Origin of the sequence: Streptomyces sp. NPDC049887 (assembly GCF_040656535.1) — a bacterium.
Lineage (GTDB): Bacteria > Actinomycetota > Actinomycetes > Streptomycetales > Streptomycetaceae > Streptomyces.
The window spans coordinates 21,094-47,186 of record NZ_JBFAMM010000001.1 but is presented as its reverse complement, the minus strand read 5'-3'; the positions used below and the strand labels follow the sequence as shown (position 1 = coordinate 47,186).

General features: G+C 71.8%; 22 protein-coding genes. 11 read left to right on the top strand and 11 right to left on the bottom strand.

Annotation, left to right across the window (positions count from 1 at the left end):
• Window positions 1-33 precede the first annotated feature (33 nt).
• Window positions 34-396 carry a VOC family protein gene (locus AB0J10_RS00180; protein ID WP_363056135.1) on the top strand — a complete coding sequence of 121 codons (363 nt, stop codon included), beginning with the start codon at window positions 34-36 and terminating at the stop codon, window positions 394-396.
• Between the two features lie 70 nt (window positions 397-466).
• On the opposite strand, the gene AB0J10_RS00175 is transcribed toward AB0J10_RS00180, so the two are convergent.
• Entirely contained in the window at window positions 467-1,807 is a 1,341-nt protein-coding gene (locus AB0J10_RS00175; RefSeq protein ID WP_363056133.1) for a UDP-glucose/GDP-mannose dehydrogenase family protein, read from the bottom strand.
• A gap of 184 nt (window positions 1,808-1,991) precedes the next feature.
• On the opposite strand from AB0J10_RS00175, the gene AB0J10_RS00170 reads away from it, so the two are divergent.
• Together AB0J10_RS00170 and AB0J10_RS00165 are read left to right on the top strand one after the other, a co-directional pair.
• Window positions 1,992-3,149, top strand: coding sequence for an acyl-CoA dehydrogenase (locus AB0J10_RS00170; RefSeq protein WP_283298805.1), 1,158 nt, complete (start codon window positions 1,992-1,994; stop codon window positions 3,147-3,149).
• Window positions 3,150-3,665: 516 nt separating this feature from the next.
• Window positions 3,666-4,241, top strand: coding sequence for a hypothetical protein (locus AB0J10_RS00165; protein WP_363056131.1), 576 nt, complete (start codon window positions 3,666-3,668; stop codon window positions 4,239-4,241).
• 81 nt (window positions 4,242-4,322) lie between these two features.
• On the opposite strand, the gene AB0J10_RS00160 is transcribed toward AB0J10_RS00165, so the two are convergent.
• Complete coding sequence (locus tag AB0J10_RS00160) at window positions 4,323-4,763, bottom strand: ATP-binding protein (RefSeq protein ID WP_363056129.1); 441 nt, start codon at window positions 4,761-4,763, stop codon at window positions 4,323-4,325.
• A 154-nt stretch (window positions 4,764-4,917) separates the two neighbouring features.
• On the opposite strand from AB0J10_RS00160, the gene AB0J10_RS00155 reads away from it, so the two are divergent.
• Window positions 4,918-5,790 (top strand): helix-turn-helix transcriptional regulator, encoded by an 873-nt coding sequence (locus AB0J10_RS00155; protein WP_363056127.1) that lies wholly within the window; start codon window positions 4,918-4,920, stop codon window positions 5,788-5,790.
• Complete coding sequence (locus AB0J10_RS00150; protein WP_363056125.1) at window positions 5,787-5,993, top strand: DUF397 domain-containing protein; 207 nt, start codon at window positions 5,787-5,789, stop codon at window positions 5,991-5,993. The genes AB0J10_RS00155 and AB0J10_RS00150 overlap by 4 nt, the downstream gene beginning before the upstream one ends.
• A gap of 364 nt (window positions 5,994-6,357) precedes the next feature.
• Here the strand turns inward: AB0J10_RS00150 and AB0J10_RS00145 are convergent, their stop codons facing one another.
• A complete protein-coding gene (locus AB0J10_RS00145) occupies window positions 6,358-7,584 on the bottom strand; it encodes an LCP family protein (RefSeq protein ID WP_363056123.1) in 1,227 nt (408 codons plus the stop codon).
• 119 nt (window positions 7,585-7,703) lie between these two features.
• Here AB0J10_RS00145 and AB0J10_RS00140 point away from each other — a divergent pair, with 119 nt between their 5' ends.
• Window positions 7,704-8,252: an acyl-CoA thioesterase gene (locus AB0J10_RS00140; RefSeq protein WP_093656132.1), complete on the top strand. Its 549-nt coding sequence runs from the start codon at window positions 7,704-7,706 to the stop codon at window positions 8,250-8,252.
• A gap of 170 nt (window positions 8,253-8,422) precedes the next feature.
• Here AB0J10_RS00140 and AB0J10_RS00135 read toward each other — a convergent pair whose 3' ends face one another.
• On the bottom strand, window positions 8,423-9,802 hold the full coding sequence (locus AB0J10_RS00135; RefSeq protein WP_363056121.1) for an LCP family protein: 1,380 nt from the start codon (window positions 9,800-9,802) through the stop codon (window positions 8,423-8,425).
• Between the two features lie 395 nt (window positions 9,803-10,197).
• On the opposite strand from AB0J10_RS00135, the gene AB0J10_RS00130 reads away from it, so the two are divergent.
• On the top strand, window positions 10,198-11,235 hold the full coding sequence (locus AB0J10_RS00130) for a glycosyltransferase family 2 protein (RefSeq protein WP_363056119.1): 1,038 nt from the start codon (window positions 10,198-10,200) through the stop codon (window positions 11,233-11,235).
• A 148-nt stretch (window positions 11,236-11,383) separates the two neighbouring features.
• Here AB0J10_RS00130 and AB0J10_RS00125 read toward each other — a convergent pair whose 3' ends face one another.
• The 4 genes from AB0J10_RS00125 to AB0J10_RS00110 all read right to left on the bottom strand — a co-directional run bounded on the left by AB0J10_RS00125 (window position 11,384) and on the right by AB0J10_RS00110 (window position 17,295).
• Complete coding sequence (locus AB0J10_RS00125; protein WP_363056117.1) at window positions 11,384-13,066, bottom strand: LCP family protein; 1,683 nt, start codon at window positions 13,064-13,066, stop codon at window positions 11,384-11,386.
• Window positions 13,067-13,131: 65 nt separating this feature from the next.
• Complete coding sequence (locus AB0J10_RS00120; protein WP_363056115.1) at window positions 13,132-14,859, bottom strand: LCP family protein; 1,728 nt, start codon at window positions 14,857-14,859, stop codon at window positions 13,132-13,134.
• A 231-nt stretch (window positions 14,860-15,090) separates the two neighbouring features.
• Window positions 15,091-16,311 carry an LCP family protein gene (locus AB0J10_RS00115; RefSeq protein ID WP_363056112.1) on the bottom strand — a complete coding sequence of 407 codons (1,221 nt, stop codon included), beginning with the start codon at window positions 16,309-16,311 and terminating at the stop codon, window positions 15,091-15,093.
• A 231-nt stretch (window positions 16,312-16,542) separates the two neighbouring features.
• Window positions 16,543-17,295, bottom strand: a complete 753-nt coding sequence (locus tag AB0J10_RS00110; protein ID WP_363056110.1) for a TIGR03089 family protein — start codon at window positions 17,293-17,295, stop codon at window positions 16,543-16,545.
• Between the two features lie 126 nt (window positions 17,296-17,421).
• Between AB0J10_RS00110 and AB0J10_RS00105 the strand changes: the two genes are divergently transcribed.
• From AB0J10_RS00105 to AB0J10_RS00095, 3 genes are all read left to right on the top strand, one after another.
• Window positions 17,422-18,873: an N-acetylmuramoyl-L-alanine amidase gene (locus tag AB0J10_RS00105; RefSeq protein WP_363056108.1), complete on the top strand. Its 1,452-nt coding sequence runs from the start codon at window positions 17,422-17,424 to the stop codon at window positions 18,871-18,873.
• Window positions 18,874-19,011: 138 nt separating this feature from the next.
• Window positions 19,012-20,103: an NDP-sugar synthase gene (locus AB0J10_RS00100; protein WP_363056106.1), complete on the top strand. Its 1,092-nt coding sequence runs from the start codon at window positions 19,012-19,014 to the stop codon at window positions 20,101-20,103.
• A gap of 368 nt (window positions 20,104-20,471) precedes the next feature.
• Complete coding sequence (locus tag AB0J10_RS00095) at window positions 20,472-21,479, top strand: DNA-3-methyladenine glycosylase 2 family protein (RefSeq protein WP_363056104.1); 1,008 nt, start codon at window positions 20,472-20,474, stop codon at window positions 21,477-21,479.
• Between the two features lie 169 nt (window positions 21,480-21,648).
• Here AB0J10_RS00095 and AB0J10_RS00090 read toward each other — a convergent pair whose 3' ends face one another.
• The 3 genes from AB0J10_RS00090 to AB0J10_RS00080 form a co-directional block, all read right to left on the bottom strand.
• Window positions 21,649-22,947, bottom strand: a complete 1,299-nt coding sequence (locus tag AB0J10_RS00090) for a coenzyme F420-0:L-glutamate ligase (protein WP_363056102.1) — start codon at window positions 22,945-22,947, stop codon at window positions 21,649-21,651.
• Window positions 22,944-23,900, bottom strand: a complete 957-nt coding sequence (cofD, locus tag AB0J10_RS00085) for a 2-phospho-L-lactate transferase (RefSeq protein ID WP_363056100.1) — start codon at window positions 23,898-23,900, stop codon at window positions 22,944-22,946. The genes AB0J10_RS00090 and cofD overlap by 4 nt, the downstream gene beginning before the upstream one ends.
• A gap of 111 nt (window positions 23,901-24,011) precedes the next feature.
• A complete protein-coding gene (locus tag AB0J10_RS00080) occupies window positions 24,012-24,515 on the bottom strand; it encodes a cysteine dioxygenase family protein (protein WP_363056098.1) in 504 nt (167 codons plus the stop codon).
• Between the two features lie 681 nt (window positions 24,516-25,196).
• Between AB0J10_RS00080 and AB0J10_RS00075 the strand changes: the two genes are divergently transcribed.
• Complete coding sequence (locus AB0J10_RS00075; protein ID WP_017945871.1) at window positions 25,197-25,460, top strand: WhiB family transcriptional regulator; 264 nt, start codon at window positions 25,197-25,199, stop codon at window positions 25,458-25,460.
• Window positions 25,461-26,093 lie beyond the last annotated feature (633 nt).

Genomic DNA, 26,093 nt, shown 5'->3' with positions numbered 1-26,093 from the left:
CGGTAACCGACCGCCCGTACGAGAGGAAGCACCATGGCCATCGCCACACTGGGAACCGTCGTCCTGGACTGCGACGACCCGCACGCACTCGCCGCCTTCTACGCCGAGATCCTGGGCGCACGGGCGGAGTCGGACGACGACACCTGGGTCTCCCTCACCGGGTACCAGGGCACGCCCCTCGCCTTCCAGGCAGCCCCGGGGCACACCGCTCCCGAGTGGCCCTCGCCGGGAGCCTCGCAGCAGTTCCACCTCGACCTGACCGTCGAGGACCTGGACGCCGCCGAGGACCGGGTGCTGGCACTCGGGGCCAAGCCGCTGGACACCGCCGACCGGACACGCGGCTTCCGCGTCTACGCGGACCCCGCCGGGCATCCGTTCTGTCTCTGCGCCGGCTGACGCACCGTCTCCCCGTCCCTGCGCCTGCCGACGCCCTCCTCGTCCCCGTGCCTGCCGGCGCCGGGGTGCCTCAGGCGCGGGGCCGGCCCATCGCGCGGTACGTCCACCCGGCCTCGCGCCACTTCGTCCCGTCCAGCGCGTTGCGCCCGTCCAGCACGATCCGCCGGGATGCCACCTCGCCCAGGGCGGCCGGGTCGAGCTCACGGAACTCGGGCCACTCCGTCAGATGCAGCACGACGTCCGCACCGCGCACGGCCTCCAGTGCGCTGTCCGCGTAGCCGAGCGTCGGGAACACCAGCCGGGCGTTGGTCATGCCCTTCGGGTCGTAGACCGTGACCTGGCCACCCTGGAGATGGATCTGGCCGGCGACGTTCAGTGCGGGCGAGTCGCGTACGTCGTCCGAGTCCGGCTTGAACGTCGCGCCCAGGACCGCGACCCGCGTGCCCAGGAACGACCCGCCGCCCACGGCCTCCCGGGCGAGTTCGACCATGTGCCCGCGGCGGCGCATGTTGATCGAGTCGACCTCGCGCAGGAACGTCAGCGCCTGGTCGGCGCCGAGTTCACCGGCGCGCGCCATGAACGCCCGGATGTCCTTCGGAAGGCAGCCGCCGCCGAAGCCGATCCCGGCCCGCAGGAACTTCTTGCCGATCCGCTCGTCGTGGCCGATCGCCTCGGCCAGCTTCACCACGTCGCCGCCGGCCGCCTCGCACACCTCGGCCATGGCGTTGATGAAGGAGATCTTCGTCGCGAGGAACGAGTTCGCGGAGGTCTTCACCAGCTCCGCAGTCGGGAAGTCCGTCACCACGAAAGGCGAGCCCTCGGCGATCGGCGTGGCGTACACCTCGCGCAGCACCTTCTCGGCCCGCTCGCAGTCCACGCCCACCACGATCCGGTCCGGGTGCAGGGTGTCCCGCACGGCGAAGCCCTCGCGGAGGAACTCCGGGTTCCAGGCCAGGTCCACTCCTTCGGGCGCATGCTCGGCGAGCAGACGGGCGAGCCGGTCCGCCGATCCCACCGGCACGGTGGACTTGCCGACGACCAGCGCGCCGCCCTTCACGCGCGGGGCGAGCGAGGAGAAAGCGGCGTCGACGTACGACATGTCGCAGGCGTACTCGCCGTGCTTCTGCGGAGTGTTCACACAGACGAAGTGGACGTCTCCGCCGAAGTCCTCCAGCTCGTCCCAGGACGTGGTGAAGCGCAGCCGTCCGCTGGATCCCTCGGCCCCGGCCACGTGGCGGGCGAGCAGCTCCTCCAGGCCCGGCTCGTACATCGGGACCCGGCCGGCGGCCAGCATCGCGACCTTCTCCGGGACGACGTCGAGTCCAAGGACCTCGAAGCCCAGCTCCGCCATGGCCGCTGCGTGGGTGGCGCCGAGGTACCCGGTGCCGATCACGGTGATCTTGAGGGCCATGGGCTTGCTCCTGGGGTGGACGGACGGAGTGCGGGCCCGAGCATAACCGGGAGCGCGCAAGGGCATTTTTCCGCTGTCAGCAAGGTCACGTATGCCCGGTCGGGGCGCGCACACTAAAATTTGTGTTACTTAACGGTAGTTAGCAGTTGCTCAGGGGCGTGAGAGACCTTGGCGCCAAAGGGAGATAAGCACAGTGCCTGACTTCGACCTGTACCGCCCGTCCGAAGAGCACGACATGCTCAGGGAGACGGTCCGCTCGCTCGCCGAGGCGAAGATCGCGCCGTTCGCGGCCGCGGTCGACGAAGAGGCCCGCTTCCCGCAGGAGGCCCTGGACGCGCTGGTCGCCTCGGACCTGCACGCCGTCCACGTGCCGGAGGAGTACGGCGGCGCCGGCGCCGACGCACTCGCCACCGTGCTCGTCATCGAGGAGGTCGCCCGAGTCTGCGCCTCGTCCTCCCTGATCCCCGCCGTCAACAAGCTGGGCTCGCTGCCGGTGATCCTCTCCGGCTCCGAGGAACTGAAGAAGAAGTACCTGGGCCCGCTCGCCAAGGGCGACGCGATGTTCTCGTACTGCCTCTCCGAGCCGGACGCGGGCTCCGACGCCGCCGGCATGAAGACCCGCGCCGTGCGCGACGGCGACTTCTACGTCCTCAACGGCGTGAAGCGCTGGATCACCAACGCCGGTGTCTCCGAGTACTACACGGTGATGGCCGTGACCGACCCCGAGAAGCGCTCCAAGGGCATCTCGGCCTTCGTCGTCGAGAAGTCCGACGAGGGCGTGTCGTTCGGCGCCCCGGAGAAGAAGCTCGGCATCAAGGGTTCCCCGACCCGCGAGGTCTACCTCGACAACGTCCGCATCCCGGCCGACCGCATGATCGGGGCCGAGGGCACGGGGTTCGCCACGGCCATGAAGACCCTGGACCACACCCGCATCACCATCGCGGCGCAGGCCCTCGGCATCGCGCAGGGCGCCCTCGACTACGCCAAGGGCTACGTCCAGGAGCGCAAGCAGTTCGGCAAGCCGATCGCCGACTTCCAGGGCGTGCAGTTCATGCTCGCCGACATGGCGATGAAGATAGAGGCCGCCCGCCAGCTCACGTACGCGGCCGCGGCCAAGTCCGAGCGGGGCGACAGCGACCTCACCTTCCAGGGCGCCGCCGCCAAGTGCTTCGCCTCGGACGTGGCCATGGAGGTCACCACCGACGCCGTCCAGCTCCTCGGCGGCTACGGCTACACCCGTGACTACCCGGTCGAGCGGATGATGCGCGACGCCAAGATCACCCAGATCTACGAGGGCACGAACCAGGTGCAGCGGATCGTCATGGCGAGGAACCTGCCGTAGCGTGGTCCAACCAATGCAGAAGCCCCGGCCACTGGCCGGGGCTTCTTTGTCGCTTCGACTACCCGACTGGGCAGGCCAGTTCAGGCATCGAGCGATTCGGGGAGCACGTCACGACGGCCAGGGACAGGCGGCTCAGGGTGCGGCGGCCGCCGAAGGGCCTCGCCGCCGACCTGAGGACACGATTCCTCGCGGAGAGTCGCCGATCGTGGTGACCCGACCCGTCGGCTGCGACCACCGCACCGTGCCCGGACGCGGGCCGAGGGGCAACGTCCGGTTGGAGTTCTCCCGCCGATCCGGACAGCCTGGTATCGGGACGGATCGTCCCTGCGGCGGCAGCGTTCACCGGTTGTGCCGGACGAGTCGTCTCCCGCTCCCCCTCGGGGGCGAGCACGCTGGGCACGGCGGTGTACGGGCGGGACGCGGTCGCGCTCGTCCTGCCGTCGCCGCGCGGAGACGCCGCCGAGACGACCCGGGCCACCCGCGGGGTGCGGCCCGGGCGCGGAGAGAGGAGCCGTCATGCACACCCTGCGCCAGGAGAACCTGCCGAAGCTCGATCTGCCCACGGACGACGAGCTCGACGCGGAGACGGTGGAGTTCCTCGCGTCGATGCCGCCGCTCAACGTGTGGCGCATGATCGCCAGAACCGGAGTGGCCCGCGAGTACCGGACCCTGCTGTCCGTGATGTTCGGAAAGGACTGGTTCCCCGGTGCGGACCGCGAGGTCATCGCGTTGCGCACCTTCCGCCAGAACGGCTCGGACTACGAGATTCCGCAGCACTTCGTGCTGGCGGAGGCCGCCGGACTCCCGCGCGAGGCGAGCCGGGCCGTGCTGGACGACGAGCTGGACCGGCTCTCGCCCTGGCACCGGCGGCTGTGCCGCATGGTCGACGACATGGCCGCCGACGCAAAGCTCGGCGCCGATCAGGTGCGGGCGCTCGTGTCGCACTACGGCAGTCAGGACATGGCCGCGCGGGCCATCATGATCATGGCGTGGTTCCCCATGCTGACGCGCTTCGTCGATACGACCGGCGTCCCGGTCGAGACGGTGCCCGATGCCTATGACGGCCTCTCGGTACCGACCGGACACAGCTGAGCGGACGGGCGAAGGGCTCACCCGCGTACCCGGGCTCCCCCGCCCCGGCGCTGCCGGGTGGGCCCGCGGCGGGTTGCCCGGTCACGGCACGAGGTCGAGCTCGGCCCACACGGTCTTGCGCGGTACGGGCCCCGGGGTCACGCCCCATCGTGCGGCGAGCGCTTCGACGATCAGCAGGCCGCGCCCCGACTCTGCGCCGTCGGCCGGAGGGGCGAGGGCGCCGGGGCCGGGCGGCAGCCGGTCGCCCCGGGTGTCGGTGACCTCGATCCGCAGACGCCTGCCCTCGTTCTCGACGGCGAGGCGGAGCCGGAAGTCCCTGCCCGGTACGCGTCCGTGGAGCGCGGCGTTGGCGGCGAGTTCGGCGACGACTCGCGCCGCCGACTCCGACGGGATGCCCCAGCAAGCCAGTTGGGCCGCGGTGAGCAGCCGGGCGAGCCGTGCTCCCCGGCGGGTGGGGGAGAGCAGGACGGTGAACTGCCGGGCAGGAGCGGAAGGTTCGGTTCGGGTGATTTCCACGTTCACATCACTCAGCGTGGCCGGTTCGCTCGTACTCTGAACAGAGCGCCACGTGTACGGACAGTGACTGTCCAGGCGTTGGGTGGTCCTGTCCATCGTGTATGGGCGGCGGTTGTCGGGTGTGGTGCGGGTGACGGGGCACGGATGGAGGCGGTGTCGTATGGCGGGTGGGCTCGGCGGGGCCGGTACGGCTGGCGGGGTGGACGAGCCGGACCGGGACATGGGGCCGGAGGACGACTCGGGAGCGGTGATCGCGGCGGTCGGCCGGCAGGTGCGGCTCTGGCGCGAGGCCGCGGGGATGCGCGCGGCCGAGCTGGGCGCGGCGATCGGGTACGGCGAGAACCAGGTCTACAAGGTGGAGACCGGCAAGCGCATCCCGAAGCCGGAGTTCCTGGACCGGGCGGACGAGGTCCTGGGTGCGGGCGGGAAGTTGGCCGCGATGAAGCAGGACGTGGCGGAGGCGAGGTATCCGAAGAAGGTCCGGGATCTGGCGAAGCTGGAGGCGGACACGATCGAGATGGGCGCGTACGCCAGTGCCGTGGTGCACGGGCTGCTGCAGACCGAGGAGTACGCCCGTGCGCTGTACCGGGGGCGGCGGCCCGCCTTCTCCGAGGATCGGGTCGAGCGCCTGGTGGCCGCGCGAATGGCCCGCCAGTCGGTGTTCGACCGGCAGCCCGCGCCCCTTCTCACGTTCGTCCAGGAAGAGACGACGCTCAGGCGGCCGGTCGGGGGCAGAATGGTTCTGCGTCGTCAGCTCGAACACCTGCTGGAAGTCGGCGCGTTGAGGCATGTCGAGATCCAGGTGATGCCGACGGAGACCGAGGAGCACGCGGGCCTGGACGGCTCGCATCAGGTACTCAAGCTGAGCGACGGCACAGCCGTTGCGCACAACGAGGTGCAGCTCACCAGCCGTCTGATCAGCGAGCCCAGGGAGGTCCAGATCCTGGAGATGCGGTACGGCCTGATCAGGTCGCAGGCCCTCACGCCTCGGCTGTCGCGGTCCTTCATCGAGAAACTGCTGGGAGAGATATGACTGTCAAGCCCTCGGCCGGAGTCGGTTCCGGGCTGGTGTGGGTCAAGAGCAGCTACAGCACGGCCGACGGCCCCGAGTGCGTCGAGGTCGCCGCGGGAGCCGGCGCGGTTCATGTCCGCGACTCCAAGAACCTGCCCGGCCCGCGGCTCGGCTTCACCCCCGAGGCATGGGGGGACTTCGTGGCGTACGCGGCGGGAAGCTGACCGCCGGGCACGGGACGCCCGGGGCCGGGATCGCCCCCGGCCCCGGGACGCGTCCGGCGCGCGAACGGACGGCCCGTCGCCTCCGGTCGGTCGGCAGCCATGCCGAGGTTCTCTTGGCCTCCAGCCGGGTTCGCCACTCCTGCAGCCGCTTCCTCGGCCAGTCGCCCAGGTTCTCGTCGACGCCGTAGACCGTGCGCTGCTCGGCGGCGATCTCCAGGGCGAGAAGGGCGAGGGCAGCGCGCTGTTGGGGGCGGGGGTCGATGCGGCCCGGATCCGGGTGTTCCACGACCCGGAGGACGACCACCGAAGCAGGGGGGTCACGGACGACTCCCCCTGACGGCGCGGCTGAACGACGAGCCTCCCCTCAGTCCGCGGTGACGGTGACCTTCTCGTCGTTCTTGATCTGGTTCACCAGCTGGCGCACCTTCTCCTTGTCCCAGACCAGGTTCCCGCCGCGGCTGCCGGAGATCGGCATGTTCATCGACTTGCCGTCGCCGCCGCTGATGCCCTTCATCGCGAAGAACATCTGACCGAGGTCGAGCAGGGACATGTCCTTGTCGACGATCAGGGTGTCCAGGCCCGAGCCCAGGGTCGGGTAGAGCTTGAACGGATTGAGGATGGTGCCGGGAGTCGCGGCCTGGTTGGCCAGCGCGGCGAGGAACTTCTGCTGGTTCTTGGTGCGGTCCAGGTCGCTGCCGGCGAAGGCGTAGCGGGTCCGGACGAAGGCGAGCGCCTGTTCGCCGTTCAGGGTCTGCTTGCCCGCCTGGAAGTCGGCGCCGGACTTCTTGTCCTTGAATGCCTTGGGGATGTCCATCTCGACACCGCCGAGAGAGTCCACGATGTTCGCGAAACCGGCGAAGCCGATCTCCGCGTAGTGGTCGATCCGCAGGCCGGTGTTGTGCTCGACGGTGCGGACGAGCAGTTCGGGGCCGTCCTCCGCGTATGCCGCATTCAGCTTCACCCGGCGGCCCTCGCCCGGGAAGGTCTTGCCGGACTCCGAACCCACGAAGGACGGGATCTCCACGTCCGAGTCGCGGGGGAGCGAGATCATGGTGTTCCCGCTGCCGCAGGCGGCGAGGATCATCATCGAGTCGGTGCGCTTGCCGTCGGCGGAGCCGGTGTGCAGGCGCTTCTTGTCCTCCGACGTCAGGCCCTCACGGCTGTCGGAGCCGACGATCAGGTACGTCGTGCAGTCGCCCTCCTCGGGCCGCTCTATGACCTTGGCGAGGTCGACCTCGCGGCGCATCTTGGAGTCGGCCCAGAAGTAGGTGCCTATGGAGACCCCGAGGGCCAGTACGAGCACGGTGATCGAGCCGACCTTGAGGCGCCGGCGCCAGTCGGGGGCCGGGCGGCCGTAGGCGGGCGGCTCGCCGTAGCCGTCCTGTCCGCCATGGCCGCCGTGCCCTCGGCCGGACGGCGAACCGTAGACCTGGCCCGTGTTGTACCCGCTGTCGTACGGGGCGTCGTACCTGTCGTCGTACCCCTGCGGCTGCTGCGGGATCGGGCGTCGCCGCACATGGCGCATCACACGCGGACCCTCGGGTTCCGAGCCGCGGCCGCCGTGTCCGTATCCATCGGGCCAGTCATTCATGCGGAACAGTGTGCAGGCCGTCGCCGAAAGCCCGACAGAGCGGGTGACAAATCACACCGGGGCTGTAGCGAACCTGATGCAATGCGGCGGTGTTCGGAGGCCCGCATAGGGTGGAGGGCATGACAGACCAGGCCCAGCGCTCGGAGAGCGATATTCCGGGTAAGCCGACATCGGCTTCGCGTACGACCCTCAGCCACATCATGACGCACAGTGACACCAATCTCCTCGGGACGGTGCACGGCGGAGTGATCATGAAATTGGTGGACGACGCGGCGGGCGCCGTCGCCGGCCGGCACTCCGGCGGACCGGCGGTCACGGCCTCCATGGACGAGATGGTCTTCCTCGAGCCGGTCAGGGTTGGCGACCTGGTACATGTGAAGGCCCAGGTCAACTGGACGGGCAGGTCCTCCATGGAGGTCGGCGTCCGGGTGCTCGCCGAGCGCTGGAACGAGTCCACCCCCGCGACCCAGGTCGGCTCCGCCTACCTGGTCTTCGCCGCCGTGGACGCGGACGGCAAGCCCCGGCCCGTCCCGCCGGTGGTCCCCGAGACGGAGCGCGACAAGCGGCGCTACCAGGAGGCGCAGATCCGGCGGACCCACCGGCTCGCCCGCCGTCGCGCGATCAAGGAACTCCGCGAGCGCCGCGCGGCCGAGGGGTACGAGGACTGAGTCGTCCTCGGCGCCCGCTCGGAGGAGGTGCGCGGGCGGCCCCTCGGCGTCATGCGCCGCGGACGCGCTCGCACCCGGCGTCGAGGCGTCCCGGTGCCCGTCCGGCCGCCGCCCGGCGTCGGTTTCCCGGCGCCTTCCGGCCGCCGCCCCGCCGTCCCTCCCACGACGCCTCAGCGGCAGAGAACCTCGTCGCCGGTGATGGCGCCGAAGGCGCCCCTGGCACGCGGGGTGTCCGCCCGGACGGGGGTCACCGAGGTGAAACCGGAGCCCGCCGTCACCTCGAGCGTCGGGCCGTGGCCCTTCACCGGGCGCAGCTCGGCGCCGGGCAGCGCCACCGCCAGGGACCTCGCCGAGCGGTCCCAACGCGGGTCGTAGGTGATGAAGGTGCGCTTGACGTCGCGGTTGCCGGCGTTCAGCGGGGCACGCGTGGTGTCGAACCCGGTCGCCTTCAGGGCCGTGTCCACGCGGGAGCCGAGCCCGTCCAGCCGCGTCCCGTTGTAGACCTGCACCCGGATCTGTTTCGGCGGGACGTCGACGACCTTGGCGGCGCGGGCGGACGCGGCCCCCCGCGGCTGCTCCGGGGCGAGCGGCTTGTCCTCGCGCAGGGCCCGGAAGAGCCGCTCCGCCTTCACCGGGTCCCATCGCACCGTCGAGCCGAGGCCCTTCACCGGGAAGCTCGGGTCCTTGACGGGGACCGACACGAACTCAGTCGACGCCGGTGTGAAGCTGCGCATCGCCTTGCCGAGCGTCAGCAGCTGGTCGGTACCGAAGCCCCGGTCGGCCCGTACGGAGTTGAGCGCCGCCGTGCTGACCTGGCGGAACTTCACCGGGTTCAGCAGTACCCCGCTGCCGGTCGCCTGCTGCACCAGCGCCGCCACGAACCGCTGCTGGCGCTGCATCCTGCCCAGGTCGGCCGCCCCGTCGACATGGCGGGCCCGCACGTACTGCAGGGCCTCGGCACCGTCGAGGCGGTGGGTGCCCGCCTTGAGGTCGAGGCCGGAGTGGGTGTCCTTCAGCGGCCGGACCGTACAGACCTCCACCCCGCCGATCGCGTCGACCGTCCTCATGAAGCTGCGGAAGTCGACCTCGAGGTAGTGGTCGACCTTCACCTTCGTCAGGTCCTCGACGGTCCGCACGGTCAGCGCGGGCCCGCCCTCCGCGTACGCCGCGTTCAGCTTCACCGCGTGCAGGCCGTGCTTCTTGCCGGTGGTCAGGTCCGTGTGGGCGGGGATCTCCGCGTACGAGTCACGGGGAAGGCTGACGATGCTCGCCCGCTCCCGGTCCTCGGAGATGTGCACGAGCATGATCGTGTCGGTGCAGCGGCAGGGCGCGCCACCGAGCCGGTACTTGTGGCGCTCCTCCTTGGTGATCGTGTCACGGCCGTCGGTGCCGACGAGCAGGATGTTCATCCCGTTGCCGTCCTCCGGACGGTTCTTCATGTCCCGGAACGGATCGACCCGGCCGATGCCGCTGTCCAGTCCGGTCACCAGCGCGTGACCGAGGCCACCCACGCCGAGCACCAGCACCGAGAGGGTCGTCACCAGCCGCATCCCCCAGCGGGGCCGCTCCGGCCGCCCCCGTCCGCGTGTGCGCGGGGCCGGTCCCCGGCGGTTCTTCCCCGCCGCCGCCCCCTGTCGCTGCGCCGCCCCCGCCCGCCGCTGTGCCGCCGGTCTCGGGCGGTCCGCCGTCGGCCCGGGAACCGGCCTCGGACGGGACGCCGCCGGTCGCGGGCGGGGCGAGCGGGGCGGTGTGGGCACGAGGGGCACCTCCGCGGGGCAGCAGACCGGTGATCCTGAGCACCGTAGGCCCATACGATCTGCGGCAGGGGGAGGACGGGGGGAGGCGCGCATCGCTGTCCCCCGTTCGCGGTAACGTGGCGGGCGACGCCGCTGTCTCCCCGAGGCCGTTGTCTCCCGGGGGACGACCCCAGGACCCCGAGGAACCCATGCCAGCCGCCCCGCCCGCCGTCTCCGTGATCATGCCGGTCCTCAACGAGGAACGTCATCTGCGCGACGCCGTCCGTCACATTCTGCAGCAGGACTACGCGGGTGAGATGGAGGTGGTCATCGCGCTCGGGCCGTCGACGGACCGCACCGACGAGATCGCCGCCGAGCTGGTGCGCGAGACGGCGTCGAATCCCTGGGGCCGGGTGCACACGGTCCCCAACCCCACCGGCCGTACGCCCGCCGCGCTCAACGCGGCGATCAAGGCGTCCCGCCACCCGATCGTCGTGCGCGTCGACGGACACGGGATGCTGTCGCCGAACTACATCGCGACCGCGGTCCGGCTCCTGGAGGAGACCGGCGCACAGAACGTCGGCGGCATCATGCACGCCGAGGGCGAGAACGACTGGGAGCACGCCGTCGCCGCGGCGATGACCTCGAAGATCGGCGTCGGCAACGCCGCCTTCCACACCGGTGGCGAGGCGGGGCCCGCGGAGACCGTGTACCTGGGCGTCTTCCGCCGTGAGGCGCTGGAGCAGCAGGGCGGATACAACGAGGAGTTCATCCGCGCCCAGGACTGGGAGCTGAACTTCCGCATCCGCGAGGCCGGCGGTCTGATCTGGTTCTCGCCCGAGCTGAGGGTGCAGTACCGGCCGCGCCCCTCCGTGAAGGCGCTCGCCAAGCAGTACAAGGACTACGGCCGCTGGCGCCACGTCGTCGCCCGCTACCACTCCGGCTCGATCAACCTCCGCTATCTCGCCCCGCCGACCGCCGTCTGCGCGATCGCCGCCGGCCTGGTGGTGGGTGCGACGCTGACACCGCTCGGCTTCGTGATCCCCGGTGGCTACCTCGCGGCGATCGCCGCGGGCTCGGTCCCGGCGGGCAGGGGCCTCCCGTTGAAGGCCCGTCTCCAGATCCCGGTGGCGCTGGCGACGATGCACATGTCGTGGGGCTTCGGCTTCCTGACGAGCCCGCGTTCGCTGGCGAGGAAGGTCATCGAGAGCCGCCGGCCGGCGGTGACGGCACCGACGCGGACCTGACCCCGCGGGCCGACGCCGACGAACGGGGCCGTCCGAGGCGCAGCGCTTCGGACGGACCCGTTCGTGCAGGGCAGAGCCGGACGGGCCCGTTCGTGGCGGGAGGGGCCGGCCGCGGTGCGGGGCCGCCCGGGACGGGCGGCGGATCGGACTACCAGGTGAACCCGGGCTGCACGGGCATACAGGCCTTGGTGTTGCCGGCGCTGAGCGGATTCGCCGACGACGGGGCCTTGCCGTCGTCCTCGGCGGCGGACTTCGGGTAGGCGGCGCCCTCACGCCAGTCCGCGCCCACCACCAGCGTCACTCCGGACACGTCGGTGGACCTCTTCACGGAGGATGCCGGCAGGCCGACGGCCTTGGCGACCGCCAGCGCGTCGCCCGCGAGCTCCGCGCTGGGGTAGAACACCACGGTCCGCTCCTGCGGGTTGGTCTGCCTGTCCGCCGTCGTCCTGGTGAAGCCCTTGCCGGTCAGCACGCCCGCGATCTCCCTCGCGCGCCCCCTCACGGCCCCCAACTCATCGGTGTAGGTGCCGTTCTGCACGCTCACGCCGATCTCGCCCGGTGCCGCGGCGGGGTCCGTCGTAGCGGCCGGCGCCTTGCGCTTGGACGCCTTCCCGTCGAGCGGGATGTCCTCGCGCACCATGCGGAACACCTGCTCCGCGTCCGGCTGCAGCGGTTCGACCTTGCCGGCGAAATAGGGCCGCTGGGTGTAGAAGTTCGGCATCGTCGTCATGGTGATGCGCTCGGTCGGGACCTGCTGGAACTCCTCGGCGAGGGCGTACAGCTTCGCCACCGTGTCCAGCCCCGCGTCGACCGTGAGCGCGGAGGTGGCCGCCTCGGCCAGGTTCCGCAGCTTGGCGGGGTCGGTGAGCTTGGTGCTCCTGCGCAGCTCGCGGACCATCGAGTTCATGTACATGTGCTGGGCTTCCGTACGGGCCAGGTCGGTGCCGTCCTTGAAGCCGTAGCGGGTGCGCAGCCACTGCAGCGCCTGTTCGCCCTTGACGGAGGTCGTGCCCGCCCTCAGTTTGAGACCGGAGCCCTGCCCCGCGCTGTTGCGGGAGTGGACGTTCTCCGTGACACAGACGGGTACGCCCCCGATCGCGTCGGCCATGGACACGACGCCGGCGAAGTCGACCTGCATGAAGTGGTCGATGGTGATGCCGGTCAGCTTGTACCAGGTGGCCACCGTGCAGCCGGGCCCGCCGCGCTGGAGGGACTCGTTGGTGAGGGTCCAGCCGGTCGCCTCGAAGACCTTGCCCTCGCGGTCCGTGCACTCCGGGATCTTCAGCACGGTGTCGCGGGGCATGCTGATCACCGACATGTTGCTGCGGTCGGCGGACAGGTGGACGAGCATCTGCACATCCGCCAGCGGGGGTCCGTCGAAGGTGTCGCGGGCGCCGCCGAGAGCCTTGTTCTCCGCCGAGTCGCGCGCGTCCGAGCCGATCAGCAGGATGTTCAAGGGCGTCTGGCCGGCGGCGTTCGCCTTGTGGTCGGCCATCCCGTTCTTGCCGAGGTTCAGATCATCCGTCTTGATGTTGGCGTTCAGATGCTCGTAGTAGAGGTATCCGGCTCCCGCCGTCCCGAGTATCAGCAGCGAGAGCACGGAGGCGACCCAGCGGAGCGTCCGGCGTCTGCCCCGTCTTCCCGGGCCGCGCGGGTTGCCGCGCGGCCGGACCGGTCCGCCGCTTCTGCCGGCGGACGCCGCTGCCGGCGAGGATCCCTCCCCGCCGTCGTCCGAGCCCGCGGCGCCGCCGTGCTCCTCCGCGCCGCTGCCGCCGGACCGCCCCGGTTCTCCGGCGTGCCGGACACGCTCGCGCGTGTCCTCCCCTTGCACGCTGCTCCGTCCCACCCCTGGACCCCCCTGTCGTCAGGCGCGCCGCGTGACCCGGTGATCCGGGGTCACTGGGCACACACCTGTTTGTCTGCTTCGACCTTGTCCACCGGCGGTTTCGCCGGTGCGGTGATGGGCACCCCCGCGCCCTTGAAATCGGCACCGAGCGTGAGCACCATCGCCTCCGTGCCCTCGGCCTCCTCCGTGCCGGGCTGGAGCGCCGTGGCCGGCAGGCCCATGAGGTCCGCGAGCTTGCGGGCCTGGTCGGCCTGGTTCGGCGCGTACTCCAGTGTCGTCTTGGCCGTCTTCTCCGGGGCGTTGCTCTTGTTGGTGGACTTGAGCACGCCCTTCTCGACCTGGAGCCAGTTGAGCGTCTTCTGCGCCGCCCCCGGGGTGTCGCTGCCGTTGTAGACGTCGACCCTGACCTCGGAGGCGTCTGCCCGCGGGCCCTTGAGCAGGGCGGCCTGCTTGCTCTTGGCCGCCGACTCCTTCCTCTTGACCTCGGTGAAGGAGATGTCGTTCTGGAGCATGCTGAACACCTGCGGCGCCCTGACCCCGTCGAGTAGGACGGTGGCGCCGTCGGTGTTGTCGACCACCGGCACGGTCGCGAAGCTGATGTGCTTGACGTCGATCTTGCCGAGCTCCTGGGCCATGGCCGTCAGCTTGGGGATGTCCCCGATCGCGCTGTCGACGGTGAGGGCCTGGGTCGCGGCCTCGGCGACCGCGAACATCTTCTTCGGGTTGCCCAGCGTGTCTTCCTTCATCTGCCGGATCATCGACGCCACGAACTGCTGCTGCTGCTTGATGCGGTCGAGGTCGCTCTCGTTGCCGAGGCCGTGCCGGTTGCGGACGAAGGCGAGGGCGTCCTCACCCGCGACCTTCTGCTTGCCGGCCGGGAGATCCAGCTTGGACTCCCTGTCCTTGATGGGCTTGACCAGGCAGATCTCCACCCCGCCGACGGCGGTCGAGAGCGTCTTCACCGCGTTGAAGTCGGCCATCATGAAGTGGTCGACCGGAACTCCGGTGATCTGCTTGACCGTGCGCATCGTGCAGCCCGGGTCGCGGCCCCCGACGCCGAAGCTCTCGTTGAAGCGGACGCCCTGGGAGCCCTTGATTATCTTGGTCGAGCCGTCGGGCTGCTTCGTGGGGCAGTCCGGGATGTCCGTGATCAGGTCGCGCGGGATGCTCAGCGCGGTGGCGTTGGTGCGGTCCTCGGAGACGTGGAAGAGGAACGTGGTGTCGGCGTGGCCGGTGCTGCCCTTGTCGCCGTAGCCCTCGTTGCCCGCGCCGGTGCGCTTGTCGGTGCCGAGGAGAAGGATGTTGACCGGACCGTCCTTGGCGATGCCCTTGGAGCCGGCGTCACCGACGTCCACCGTGTTGAGGTTCCCGTTGAGCCGTTCGTACAGGTAGTAGGCGAAAGCCGAGCCTGCGACGAGGACGCAGGCCATCAGGCCACCCGTCCACAGCATCGCCTTCTTCTTCCCGCTCTTCTGCGGCTTGCGCTTCCGGCGCCCCGCGGCGGTCTGCTGGACGCCGCGCCCTCCGTCACCGCCCGGCGGGTTTCCGCCACGTGCCGAGCGGCGCGTGCGCTGCCCCGGTACCTCGGCTGTCGTGGGAGCGGCGGCGGAACGGCCGCGGCGCCCGGTGGCTCTGGAGGCGGCGCCGGCGGAGCGGGAGGGGGGCGGCTTCGGAGCGGAACGGTCCAGTCGCAGCTCGTAATTGCCCGTCTGCGGGTTCAGTACCCACTGGTCGGCGGGGTCGATCTCGTCCGCCTGCCCACGGCTCTGCGCATCCACGGTTGCTTGAGTCCTCCGTCGGTGCCACGCGCGGCGTCCCTCCCCCCGGGAGACGCTCGATTCGTCGGTCCGGTTGTGTTCGACCGCGGCCTGGACGGCCGGATGTACCGGATCGCGTCACACTATCCGCCCAGTTCAGCGGTGGCGACGTCCGTGACGAATTCCACGCCCCTTACAACCGGGCAATCCACTCAATCTTCATGGACTGCCGGTGACTCCTTGGGCAGGGCTTTACTCGCACCCGGCCGCTGTCGCGGTGGTGCCGGAGAACGTGGGCGTCGCCGACGGGTTCTGCGACCCCGTCCCGCTGTCACGTTCCGTGTCCCTCGCGGTGCTCGCCGTCGTCTCCTTGGGCACCACACGCACCGGGGCGTCCCTGCGCAGCCGCTCGAAGAGCCGACTCGCCGCCGGCTGCACGAGCACGTCGCGGTTGGGATCGTACGGGTAGGACCGGCGCGGCACGGTGAGGAACTGCACACGCTCCGTGGGCACGCCGCGCAGTGAGCGGGCCAGATCGAAGAGGTCCTTCAGGGAGTCCAGGCCCGGATCGGTGGTGAGCGACCTGGTCGCCGCGTCGAGCACCGGGTAGAGACGGGCCGGGTTCAGCAGGACCCCGTTGCTCTGGACCTTGTTGAAGAGCGCGCCGAGGAACTGCTGCTGCCGGTCCATGCGTTCGGTGTCGCTGCCGTCGCCGAGGGACTTGCGGGCGCGGACGTAGCCGAGGGCCTGCTCACCGTTGAGGGTGTGCTTGCCCGCCTTCAGCCTCAGCTGGGCGTCCGCGTCGTCGATGGGCGCCGGCAGGCAGACCGTCACCCCGCCCACGGCGTCGACCATGCTCTTGAAGCCGTGGAAGTCGACGACCATGTGGTGGTCGATCCGGACGCCGGTGAGCCGTTCGACGGTGCGGATCGTGCACGCAGCGCCGCCGATGGCGAAGGCCGAGTTGAACTGGGCGTGCTGCGCCCGGCTGCGGGTGCCCTCGGCGGTACGGCAGCTCGGGATGCCGACCAGCAGGTCGCGGGGCACGGACACCGCGGTCACGCTCCGGCGGTCGCCCGCGATGTGCAGCAGGATCGTGGTGTCCGAGCGCTGCACGCCCCTGTCGCGGCCGTACTTGCGGTTCTCGGTGCCGGCGCGGCTGTCGGAGCCGATCAGCAGGATGTTCCGTGCGCCGTTCGGTGCGGGCAGCGGGCGCTCCCTGTCGTAGCGCTCCAGTTCCTCCACGGCGGTCAGATCCGTGGTGATGTTGCCCTCCAAGGTGCGGTACAGCCACCAGCCGACACCGGAGACCAGCAGTACGAGGAGCGAGACGCCCAGCGCGACCCACCGCATGCTCCGGCGCCGCTGCCCCTTCCCGCCCCGGCGCCCTCCGCCGCCCGCACCGGAGCCGTCACCGGCGGCGTGCTCCGCGGTGTCGTCCGGTTCGGCGGGCGTGCCGGCGCTGTCGGTCACGTGACGTCCGTCCCTCGCGGTGGTCTGTCGCAGTACCCACCGCCGATGATCCACCGGACCTGCCGCCGCGGCCTGCGGGCCCGGTGCCCGCTGGGCCGAACGGGTGAACCCCGCGGCGCTCGCCGTACGACGTCGCTGGTCAGGGCCCTGCTGGCGAGTGGGTAGGGGCTGCCCGTGCGAGCGGCACGGGCCGGGGCGACCGGGGCGTGGCCGTGCGGCGGCGCCGGAGGATCAGACCGCCGTGCCCGTCACCCGCTCGCTCCCGATCCGCTTCTGAAGGTCCTGCGCCGGCAGCCGGTCCAGGTTCCGGCAGAGCACGACGGAGCCGCCGGACGCGAGAGGTGCGTACAGTCCGGCGGACAGCCCCTCCCAGTTCGCGTACCCGTGGCCCGACAGCAGTCGCGACCCGGGCGCCAGGCCCAGCTCGGCGGCGTCCGCGCGGGCACGCTCCACGAGCTGTGCCCCGGTGAACTCCACGCCTCCGACGGCGAGCGCGGGAGCGTCCGCGTCGACCGGTGCGTAAGGGGCGAAGCGGTCGCCCTGGCCGGGGACCTCGACCGCGTAGTCGGCGAACCCCTCGGGCGCCTGCGGGAACCGGCCGCCGAGCGGCCGCAGCGCCAGCGCGATCCGCTCACCGGAGCAGGCGCGGGCGGCGTCGAGGGTGTCCGGGCCGCTCACCACCAGGTCCGCGGCCGCCGGGTCGCCGCCGACGTCCGCGACGACTCCCACCGAGGAGCAGGCGAGCAGCCACACCGCCGTCTGCCAGTGTGCGGGCAGCAGCAGGGCGAGCCGGTCGCCCGGTTCGGCGGACAGGCCGTCCTGGAGAAGGTTCGATGTCTTGGCCACCCAATTGGCGAAGGTGGCGACGGACAATTCCACGCGCTCACCGGTGGCATCGTCGTAGAAGGTGACCAACGGGCGTGCGGGGTCCGCGGCGAGCGCGGATCGCAGCAGGTCGGCCGGGATGCGGTCGCTGGCGTTCACCCGCGCAAGGGTACGCCGCGCCCGCCGCGCCGGTGCCGCCGTCCCGGTGAGGACGTCCCCCGGACGGCCGACGGAGCGCCGGTTTCCCGATGGGCGGATCCCCGGCCGCCGCCCGAGGATCGAGCCATGCGTGCCTACCTTGCATCCTCCGTCGGAGTCGCCTGCAGCGCCGCTCTCGTTCTTCCCGCGCTCACCCCCGTGGCCTCCGCCGCGCCGCGCGTGCCGGATCTCCCGGGCTCGACGCAGTCGTTGCCCCTGGTGCCCCTGCCCGGCTACGAACGCTCCGCCGGCGGGGCGGTCGCCCAAGGTCTGCCGCAGCGCGAGACCCGGCCGTTCTCCCTCGTCGGTGTCGTGTGGGAGGACCCGGACAGCGAACTGCACGGCTCGGTCCAGGTCCGCACCCGCGCCACCGGCTCGGGCACGTGGTCCCCATGGCAGGACGTGGAGACCCACGACTTCGAGCACGCCCCGGACCCCGGCTCCGAGGAGCGGGCGGAGGGCACGGTGCGCGGGGCGACCGCCCCCCTGTGGGTCGGCGACTCGGACGCGGTGGCGGTCAGGGTCCGGCCCGAGCCCACCCGGGGTGCGATCCGCTCCGCCACGCCGCCCCTGCCCGGCGGCCTGCGGCTGGAACTCGTCGACCCGGGCGAGGAACCGGGGAACGCGCAGCCGGGCGGCCCGGAGAACCCGCAGCCCGGGAGTCCGGACAACCCGCCGCCCGGCAGCCAGGAGAACCCGGCGCCGCTCGCCCCCCTCCCGGAGAGGCCGGAGATCCCCGTGCCCGGCGAAGGCGTGTACGAGGAACTGCCGGGAGCCACGGGCGATCCCGCCCTCGCCGCGTCGCTCACACCCGAATCGGCGGCGGCCTCGGCCGTCAACGCGGACCTCGCGCCACTCGGCTCCGACGCCATCCTCCCGCTGAGCAAGGCGGAGACGGAGGCGGAGGCCGCGGCGTACGGGGTCGCCAAGCCGTACATCGGACCCCGGCCCGGCATCGTCACGCGCAAGGGCTGGGGCGCCGACGAGGCCCTGCGCGAGAAGCAGTTCGTCTACACGAAGACGGTCCAGGCCGCCTTCGTCCACCACACCGCCACGGGAAACCGGTTCACCTGCCAGCAGTCCGGCTCCGTCCTCCGCAGTATCTACCGCTACCACGTGGAGAGCAGCGGCTGGCGCGACATCGGCTACAACTTCGCCGTCGACAAGTGCGGAAACATCTACGAAGGCAGGGCGGGCGGCGTGGCCAAACCGGTCCTCGGCGCACATACACGCGGTTTTAACACGAACAGCATGGGCATCGCCGTGCTCGGAACATACAGTTCGACCACTCCGCCCAAGGCCGCGGTGGACGCCATCGCCAAACTCACCGCATGGAAGCTCGGGCTCTTCGGGGCCAACCCGAAGGCCACGACATACCTGACGTCGGGTGGCGGCAACAGATACGCGAAGGGTACGAAGGCCAGGCTCCACGTCATCTCCGGGCACCGGGACGGATTCGCCACCGACTGCCCGGGCGCCCGCCTCTACGGCCAGCTCGGAACGGCCCGCGCGGTCGCGGCCAGACTCCAGGGCCGCTGAGCGCCCACCCGCCGTCATCCAGCGCATCCGCCGGACCGATTGGTCCGGCGGTGCCGCATACGTACGTACTCACAGGCTGCATACACTGGCCGGTCATACGCGCGAATCGCCCGGCCCCAGAAGGAAGCAGAGAAGGCATTGACCCAGGCCCAAGAAGCGATCCTCCTGGTCGGCGGCAAAGGCACACGACTCCGCCCGCTCACCGTGAACACGCCGAAGCCCATGGTCCCGGCGGCGGGGGTGCCGTTCCTGACGCACCAGCTGGCGCGGGCGCGAGCCGCGGGCGTCGAGCACATCGTGCTGGCGACGTCCTATCTGGCGGAGGTCTTCGAACCGTACTTCGGGGACGGCTCGTCGCTCGGCCTGCATCTGGAGTACGTCACCGAGGTGGAACCACTGGGCACGGGCGGGGCGATCCGGAACGTCGCCTCCCGGCTGGCGTCGGGCCCCGACGACCCGGTGCTCATCTTCAACGGGGACATCCTCACGGGGCTGGACATCCGGGCCCTCGTCGACACCCACCGGTCCTCGGGAGCCGATGTGTCGCTGCATCTGACCCGGGTCGAGGACCCTCGCGCCTTCGGCCTGGTACCCACGGACGCCACCGGCAGGGTCACGGCGTTCCTGGAGAAGCCGCAGACCCCGGAGGAGATCGTCACCGACCAGATCAACGCCGGCGCCTACGTCTTCCGGCGCTCCGTCATCGACGGCATCCCGGCGGGCCGGCCGGTGTCCGTCGAGCGCGAGACCTTCCCCGAGCTGCTGAGCTCCGGGGCCCACCTCCAGGGCATGGTCGACTCCACCTACTGGCTGGACCTCGGCACCCCGCAGGCGTTCGTCCGCGGCTCCGCCGACCTCGTCCTCGGCCGGGCCCCCTCACCGGCGGTGCCGGGCCGCTGCGGGGACCGCCTCGTGCTGCCGACCGCGACGGTCGCCGCCGACGCCAAGCTGACCGGAGGAACCGTCGTCGGGGAGGGCGCCACCGTCGGCGAGGGCGCCAGGATCAGCGGCAGCACCCTCCTGGACGGCGCGGTGGTCGAGGCGGGCGCGGTGGTCACCGACTCGCTCGTCGGCGCGGGCGCGCGCGTGGGCGCCCGCGCGGTCCTCACGGACGCCGTCGTCGGCGACGGCGCGGTCGTCGGATCCGACAACGAACTGCGCGACGGCGTCCGGGTCTGGTGCGACGCCGCGATCCCGGCGGGCGCGATCCGCTTCTCCCCGGACCAGTAGCCGCTGCCGGGCCCGACGAGCCACGCCGGCGGCCCGGGGGTGTCACCGGCGGTCCTGTGCCGGTCGGTGGCTCCCGGACCGGCGGTCGGTGCCGGACCGTCGCCCATCCCGGACCGGCGGCCCGGTGCCGACCGGCGGTCCGGTGCCGCCCAGGGAGGGCGGCGTCGACCCGGGAGTCCGTGGCGAACCCTGGCCCGGCGCCGACCCGGCAGTTCGGGCATCGACCAGGAGGATCCGGAGGCTGACTGCCGTCCGGGGCCGGACGGCAGTCCCACGGGCGGTCTCGGGGTACCGCTGCGAAGCCACACCCCGACCGCCTAGGCTCGGGGCACGACCTCGGCACACCCCCGCACCCAGGACACCTCTCCGTGGCAGGACGCTTCACCCCCCGGCCCGCCGTCACCCGCACCACGGTGCGCGGCGGCGAGGTCGCCGTACCCGCGCCCAGACCCCGGGCGGCGACGGCCGGGGGCCGGGAACGGACGTACCTCCCGCCGGGCCCACTGGACCTCGGGCTGGTGCTGGGACCGCTGCGGCGCGGCCCGGCCGACCCGACGTTCCGTACGACCCCCGACGGATCCGTGTGGCGTGCCGCCCGGACCCCCGCAGGACCGGGCACGCTGCGCGTGGCGGCGAAGGGCACGGCGGTGCACGCCGAGGCGTGGGGTCCCGGAGCCGAGTGGCTCCTCGGCCAACTGCCCGCGATGCTGGGGGACCTGGACGACCCGGACGTGTTCGAGCCGCGCCATCGCCTCGTCGCGGCCAGCCACCGCCGCCGCCCCGGACTGCGCCTCACCCGCACGGGACTGGTCCTGGAGAGCCTGGTGCCGTCGATCCTGGAGCAGAAGGTCACCACGGACGAGGCGTACCGCGCCTGGCGCCTCCTCGTGCGCAAGTACGGCGACCCCGCCCCCGGCCCGTGCTCCGACCGGATGCACGTCATGCCGGACGCCCGCACCTGGGCGATGATCCCCTCCTGGGAGTGGCACCGCGCGGGCGTCGACGACAAGCGCGCGTCCACGATCCTGCGCGCGGTTCGCGTCGCGCGCCGGCTGGAGGAGGCCGCGGCGATGGAGCCCGAGGCGGCCATGGCACGCCTGGAACTGATCCCCGGCATCGGCCCCTGGACCTCCGCCGAGACCGTCCAGCGCAGCAACGGCGCTCCGGACGCGATCACCGTCGGGGACCTCCACCTGCCGCGCATCGTCGGCTACGCCCTCGCGGGAGACCGCGACGCCGACGACGCGGCGATGCTCGAACTTCTCACCCCCTACGCGGGCCAGCGCCACCGCGCCGCCCGCTTCATCCTCCTCGGCGGCCGGACCCCGCCCCGCCGCACGCCGAAGATGCCGCGCTGGGACATCGGCCGACTGTGACCGGAGGCCCGTTCGCTCCTCGAGGGCGCTGGGGGAGGAACGGGTGGCCTGCGCGCGTGCCGAGTCCACCGCCCCCGCGCCGGGGGAACCGCGGGCCCCGGGGCACCGACAGCGCCCCGGGGAGAGGTGCGCCGCGGCGGTCGCGCTCCGTCACCCGCTGATCCCGCGCTTACCGCACCTCGACGAACGCCCCCGCGTCCCGCGCCGGCCGCTCCCTCGGCGCCCGTGCCGCGTGCCCGATCGCGACCGCGCCCATCGGGTCCCAGCCGGACGGCAGATCCAGGACCTCCCGGACGACATCGCGGCAGAACATCGTGGACGACACCCACGCCGACCCGAGCCGCTCGCCGGCGAGCGCCACCAGGAAGTTCTGGACGCCCGCGCCCGTCGCGACGACGAACATCTCGCGCTCCGCGGCGTCGCGGCGCTCGTCGCCGTAGTGGTGCGAGCCGTCCGCGACCATGCACGGCACCGCCAGGTACGGCGCGTTGCGCAGGACGTCGCCGCGCCGCAGGCGCTTCGCGATCGACTCCTCGGACGTGCCGTCGCGGCGCAGGTCCGCGATCCAGGCGTCGCGCATCGCGTCGAGGAGGCGCTGCCGTGAGGACTCCGACTCGAGGAGCACGAAGCGCCAGGGCGTCGTGTGGTGCGGGGCCGGCGCGGTCACGGCGGCCGCGACCGCGCGGCGGACGGCGCCGGGGTCCACGGGCTCGTCGGTGAAGGCGCGCACCGTTCGGCGTTGGGTCACCGCCTGCCGTACCGCCTCGGAGGTGCCGAGCCGGAACATGTCGTCCGCCGCGGGGCGCACCAGCGCGCGGGCGCCGTCGGTCCCGTCCGCGACGACGTGGTCCAGCCCTCGGACCACCGCCACCGGCAGCCCCGCCGCCTTGCCCTTGACCAGATCGCCGGCCGCGGCGAGTTCGTCGGCGGTGGCGACGACCGTCACGTCGAGCCGGTTGCCGTGCGCGTCGGTGCCGCCGCGCAGGTCGTCCAGGACCCGTACGCCCGCCGCGCCGACGGCGACGTCGGTGAGCCCCGCCCGCCACGGGCGGCCGAAGGTGTCCGTGATCACCACGCCCACCTCGACGCCGAGGGCGTCCCGCAGCCCTTCCCGGATGCGCGCGGCCGAGGCGTCCGGGTCCTCGGGCAGCAACAGCACGGTGCCGGCAGGAGTGTTGGACGCGTCCACCCCGGCCGCGGCCATCACCAGCCCCTGCCGGTTCTCGACGATGCGCAGGGCACCGCGGCGGGCCACCACCCGTACCGTCTCCGCGTCGATGGCCGCCTCGCGGTCACCGGCCTCGACGATCCGGCCCTCCGCCTTGCTCACGATCTTCGAGGTGACGAGCAGGACGTCGCCGTCCACCAGCCCGGGCTCACCGGCCGCGATCAGCTTCGCGAGGTCGTCTCCGGGCCGTACCTCGGGCAGTCCACGCAGCGCCCACACCCGGTAGGACGGTGCGGTCATCCGCGGACCTCCTCGGCGAGCGCCAGCGCCTCACGCGCCATCGCGGCCGTGGCGTCGAGGTCGGTCATCATCAGCGGCACCGCCCGGCAGCGGATCCCGGCCTCCTCGACCTCGGCCACCGCGCCCGCGTCCACCGTGTCCACGAGCCAGCCGTCCAGCAGGCCCGACCCGTAGTGCCGGGCCACGGCGGCGGCCGTCGATTCGACGCCGACCGCGGCCAGCACCTTGTCGGCCATGCCGCGCACGGGGGCGTCGCCGACGATGGGGGAGAGCCCCACGACCGGAACGCCCGCGTCGGCGATCGCCTCACGGATGCCCGGCACCGCCAGGATCGTCCCCACGCTCACGACGGGGTTCGACGGCGGGAAGAGGATGGCGTCCGCCTCGGCGATCGCCTCCAGCACCCCGGGTGCGGGCTTGGCCTGCTCGGCGCCGACGGGGACGACGGCCTGCGCGTCGACGGACGCCCGCAGCCTGACCCAGTACTCCTGGAAGTGGACGGCCCGGCGTTCGCCGTCGATGTCGACGGCGACATGGGTCTCGACCCGGTCGTCGGACATCGGCAGCAGCCGCACCCCGGGCTGCCACCGCGTGCACAGCGCCTCGGTGACGGCGCTCAGCGGATAGCCCGCACCGAGCATCTGGGTCCGGACGATGTGCGTGGCGAAGTCGCGGTCACCGAGCCCGAACCAATCGGGCCCCACTCCGTACGCCGCGAGCTCGCTCTTGACCTGGAAGGTCTCCTCGGAACGTCCCCAGCCCTGCTCCTCGTTGATGCCGCCGCCGAGCGTGTACATCACCGTGTCGAGGTCCGGGCAGACCTTCAGCCCGAACAGATGGATGTCGTCACCGGTGTTGCCGATGACCGTGATGTCGGCTTCGGGGGCGGCCGCCTTGAGGCCACGCAGAAAACGAGCACCGCCGATGCCACCGGCCAGAACCACAATGCGCATGCTCAGAGTGTGTCAGGCGCCGGGACCCGGGATGAGTCGCGGTCCGCGGCCGAGGGGCCGGACACGGGCCGCGGGTGCGGGTGCGTCGCCGGGGGTACGGGGGACCCGCCGTCAGGCGACCACGGCGCCCTGCCGGGCGGCCGGCGAGCAGTGGGCCGTGTGCATCGGCATCTCGGTCAGTCCCGGGAAGTAGACGTGCAGGCTCACGGCCGGTTCGAGCGAGTCGTTGACCACCTCGTGCACATATCCGGGGGCGAAGACACGCTGTGCGCCGGCGGCCAGGGAGCGATCTGCCCGCGCGGTTCGCTCCGTCAACTCGCCCTCCAGGACGGTCAGTACGCCGGAGGACGGGCCGTGGTCGTGAAGCCCGCTGCCCTGTCCCGGAACCCAGGACAGCAGCCAGACCTCGTAGCCGGGGCCGGTGCGCAGCCGGTGGTACCACCGCGTCGTGGCGTCGTACCGGACGAGCGGGGCCCACTGGGTGCGGTCCTCGGCGATGGACCGGGCGAGTCCGGCGAACTCGGCCACGGTGGACGGGTGCTCCCTGGCGGGCTGGAGGAGGTGCGGAACCTCGAGGATGTCGCCGGCGATCTGGAGGTCGCTGTCGCTGTTCATGGGGTGCGGTGGTTCCTCGGCAGAAACGGAAGGTCAGTGCTGGGGTGTCGCGAGGCCCGCCGGGAAACGGACGGACCGGGGGAGAGCTGGAGCGCTAAGGCATCAACAGCTGGAACAGCAACAGCGCGCCTGGACAGCGCTGCGGAACCCACGGATCGCGTGGGTCGCGGAGGGCGCTGTGGTCGCTGGCATGCCCTCCAAGGTGACGACCCCGGCTCCGAATGTCAACTCAATGACCGATTTGGCGGCAATGTTTCACCTCATCCGGTTACTCCGGTCGGCGAAAGGTTTGTGCGTCGATGGAGCAGGAGACATGGCGCTGCAACTGTGCTCTCAAACGCCGTTGCGCTCTTGTGATCGGACTGTGATCCGGATCGCTTGTGCGGCCGGATCGCAACAAGATCGAAGCGTGAGACGTCCTCCCTTGTGGGCCGGTGAATGCCGGTGCGCATCGCGGGAGGGGGAGGGTGCGGTCAGGCCAGTGGCAAGTGTCACGGTTTTTGGTGATTTGAACACTTTCCGCATACGCTTGGTTCCGCAGAGTGAATACGGGGCTCAATAGCAGATCTCGGCTTGACTGGCCCGGATCCACACACTTGTAATTTCACTCGTGTCGTTCGGCCGAAATCGGTACGGCTCACGGCCGGATCACGGGGACGCAAAGACAGACGAGGGGCGCACATGACCGAGCTGTTCCAGCAACTGCTGGTCGAGGACGCGGACGAGGAACTCGGCTGGCAGGAGCGCGCGTTGTGCGCCCAGACCGACCCCGAGTCCTTCTTCCCCGAGAAGGGCGGATCCACCCGCGAGGCCAAGAAGGTCTGTCTCGCCTGCGAAGTCCGTTCCGAATGCCTCGAGTACGCCCTCGCCAACGACGAGCGGTTCGGCATCTGGGGCGGCTTGTCCGAGCGCGAGCGCCGCCGGCTGAAGAAGGCCGCGGTCTGAAGCAGGGCCACGGTCCGAGAGGCCGCGTTCCGAACGAAGGCCGCCGGCCGACCGGCCGGACCCGCCACCCGACCCACCGCCCGGCCGCCCGGTCCGTCCGGTCGTCGACCGCGCCCGCCACCGGCGCCCGTCACGGTGCACGACGCCCGGCCGGCACCAGCTCCCGACGCGACGCGACGCCCGTGACCTCCGCCCCCACCGCCACCATCGCCCGCCCCCGACGGCCCACGCGGCACCGCGCCGGTGCGCACGGCCCTCCGCCGCCCCCGACCCCACATCCGACCACTGCGTATCCGCGCACCCCGGCGTCGGCACACCGCGCAGGACGTGTCCGCGCATCGCACACGGGATGGCCCGCACCGGCTCCGGGCGGTTTCCAGGGGTCTTCCCGTGCGCCCGCCGGTACCTCCGCCCCGGGCGCGACGCGCCGGCCGCCCGCCGGCCTCTCCGCTCCGGTCGCGATCCGGTGCCCGCCCGCCGTCCCGGACCGGCGTTCGACGAGCCGCCCGGGAGGCCCGCCCCCGCCGCCGCGCACCCGTCCGGACAGCCCGCGCCACGGCGCTCCCCCGGAACGTTAGTGTGGGGCCCCGTCCCAGACGCTCCAGCGCCCCCTCACGGAGGCGAACCGGCCGG

Excerpts from the sequence above, each read along its gene's own strand:
- AB0J10_RS00180 (WP_363056135.1), top strand. The coding sequence starts at position 34 with ATGGCCATCGCCACACTGGGAACCGTCGTCCTGGACTGCGACGACCCG.
- AB0J10_RS00175 (WP_363056133.1), bottom strand. The coding sequence starts at position 1,807 with ATGGCCCTCAAGATCACCGTGATCGGCACCGGGTACCTCGGCGCCACC.
- AB0J10_RS00165 (WP_363056131.1), top strand. The coding sequence starts at position 3,666 with ATGCACACCCTGCGCCAGGAGAACCTGCCGAAGCTCGATCTGCCCACG.
- AB0J10_RS00155 (WP_363056127.1), top strand. The coding sequence starts at position 4,918 with ATGGCGGGTGGGCTCGGCGGGGCCGGTACGGCTGGCGGGGTGGACGAG.
- AB0J10_RS00150 (WP_363056125.1), top strand. The coding sequence starts at position 5,787 with ATGACTGTCAAGCCCTCGGCCGGAGTCGGTTCCGGGCTGGTGTGGGTC.
- AB0J10_RS00145 (WP_363056123.1), bottom strand. The coding sequence starts at position 7,584 with ATGAATGACTGGCCCGATGGATACGGACACGGCGGCCGCGGCTCGGAA.
- AB0J10_RS00140 (WP_093656132.1), top strand. The coding sequence starts at position 7,704 with ATGACAGACCAGGCCCAGCGCTCGGAGAGCGATATTCCGGGTAAGCCG.
- AB0J10_RS00135 (WP_363056121.1), bottom strand. The coding sequence starts at position 9,802 with ATGCGGCTGGTGACGACCCTCTCGGTGCTGGTGCTCGGCGTGGGTGGC.
- AB0J10_RS00130 (WP_363056119.1), top strand. The coding sequence starts at position 10,198 with ATGCCAGCCGCCCCGCCCGCCGTCTCCGTGATCATGCCGGTCCTCAAC.
- AB0J10_RS00105 (WP_363056108.1), top strand. The coding sequence starts at position 17,422 with ATGCGTGCCTACCTTGCATCCTCCGTCGGAGTCGCCTGCAGCGCCGCT.
- AB0J10_RS00090 (WP_363056102.1), bottom strand. The coding sequence starts at position 22,947 with ATGACCGCACCGTCCTACCGGGTGTGGGCGCTGCGTGGACTGCCCGAG.
- cofD (WP_363056100.1), bottom strand. The coding sequence starts at position 23,900 with ATGCGCATTGTGGTTCTGGCCGGTGGCATCGGCGGTGCTCGTTTTCTG.
- AB0J10_RS00080 (WP_363056098.1), bottom strand. The coding sequence starts at position 24,515 with ATGAACAGCGACAGCGACCTCCAGATCGCCGGCGACATCCTCGAGGTT.
- AB0J10_RS00075 (WP_017945871.1), top strand. The coding sequence starts at position 25,197 with ATGACCGAGCTGTTCCAGCAACTGCTGGTCGAGGACGCGGACGAGGAA.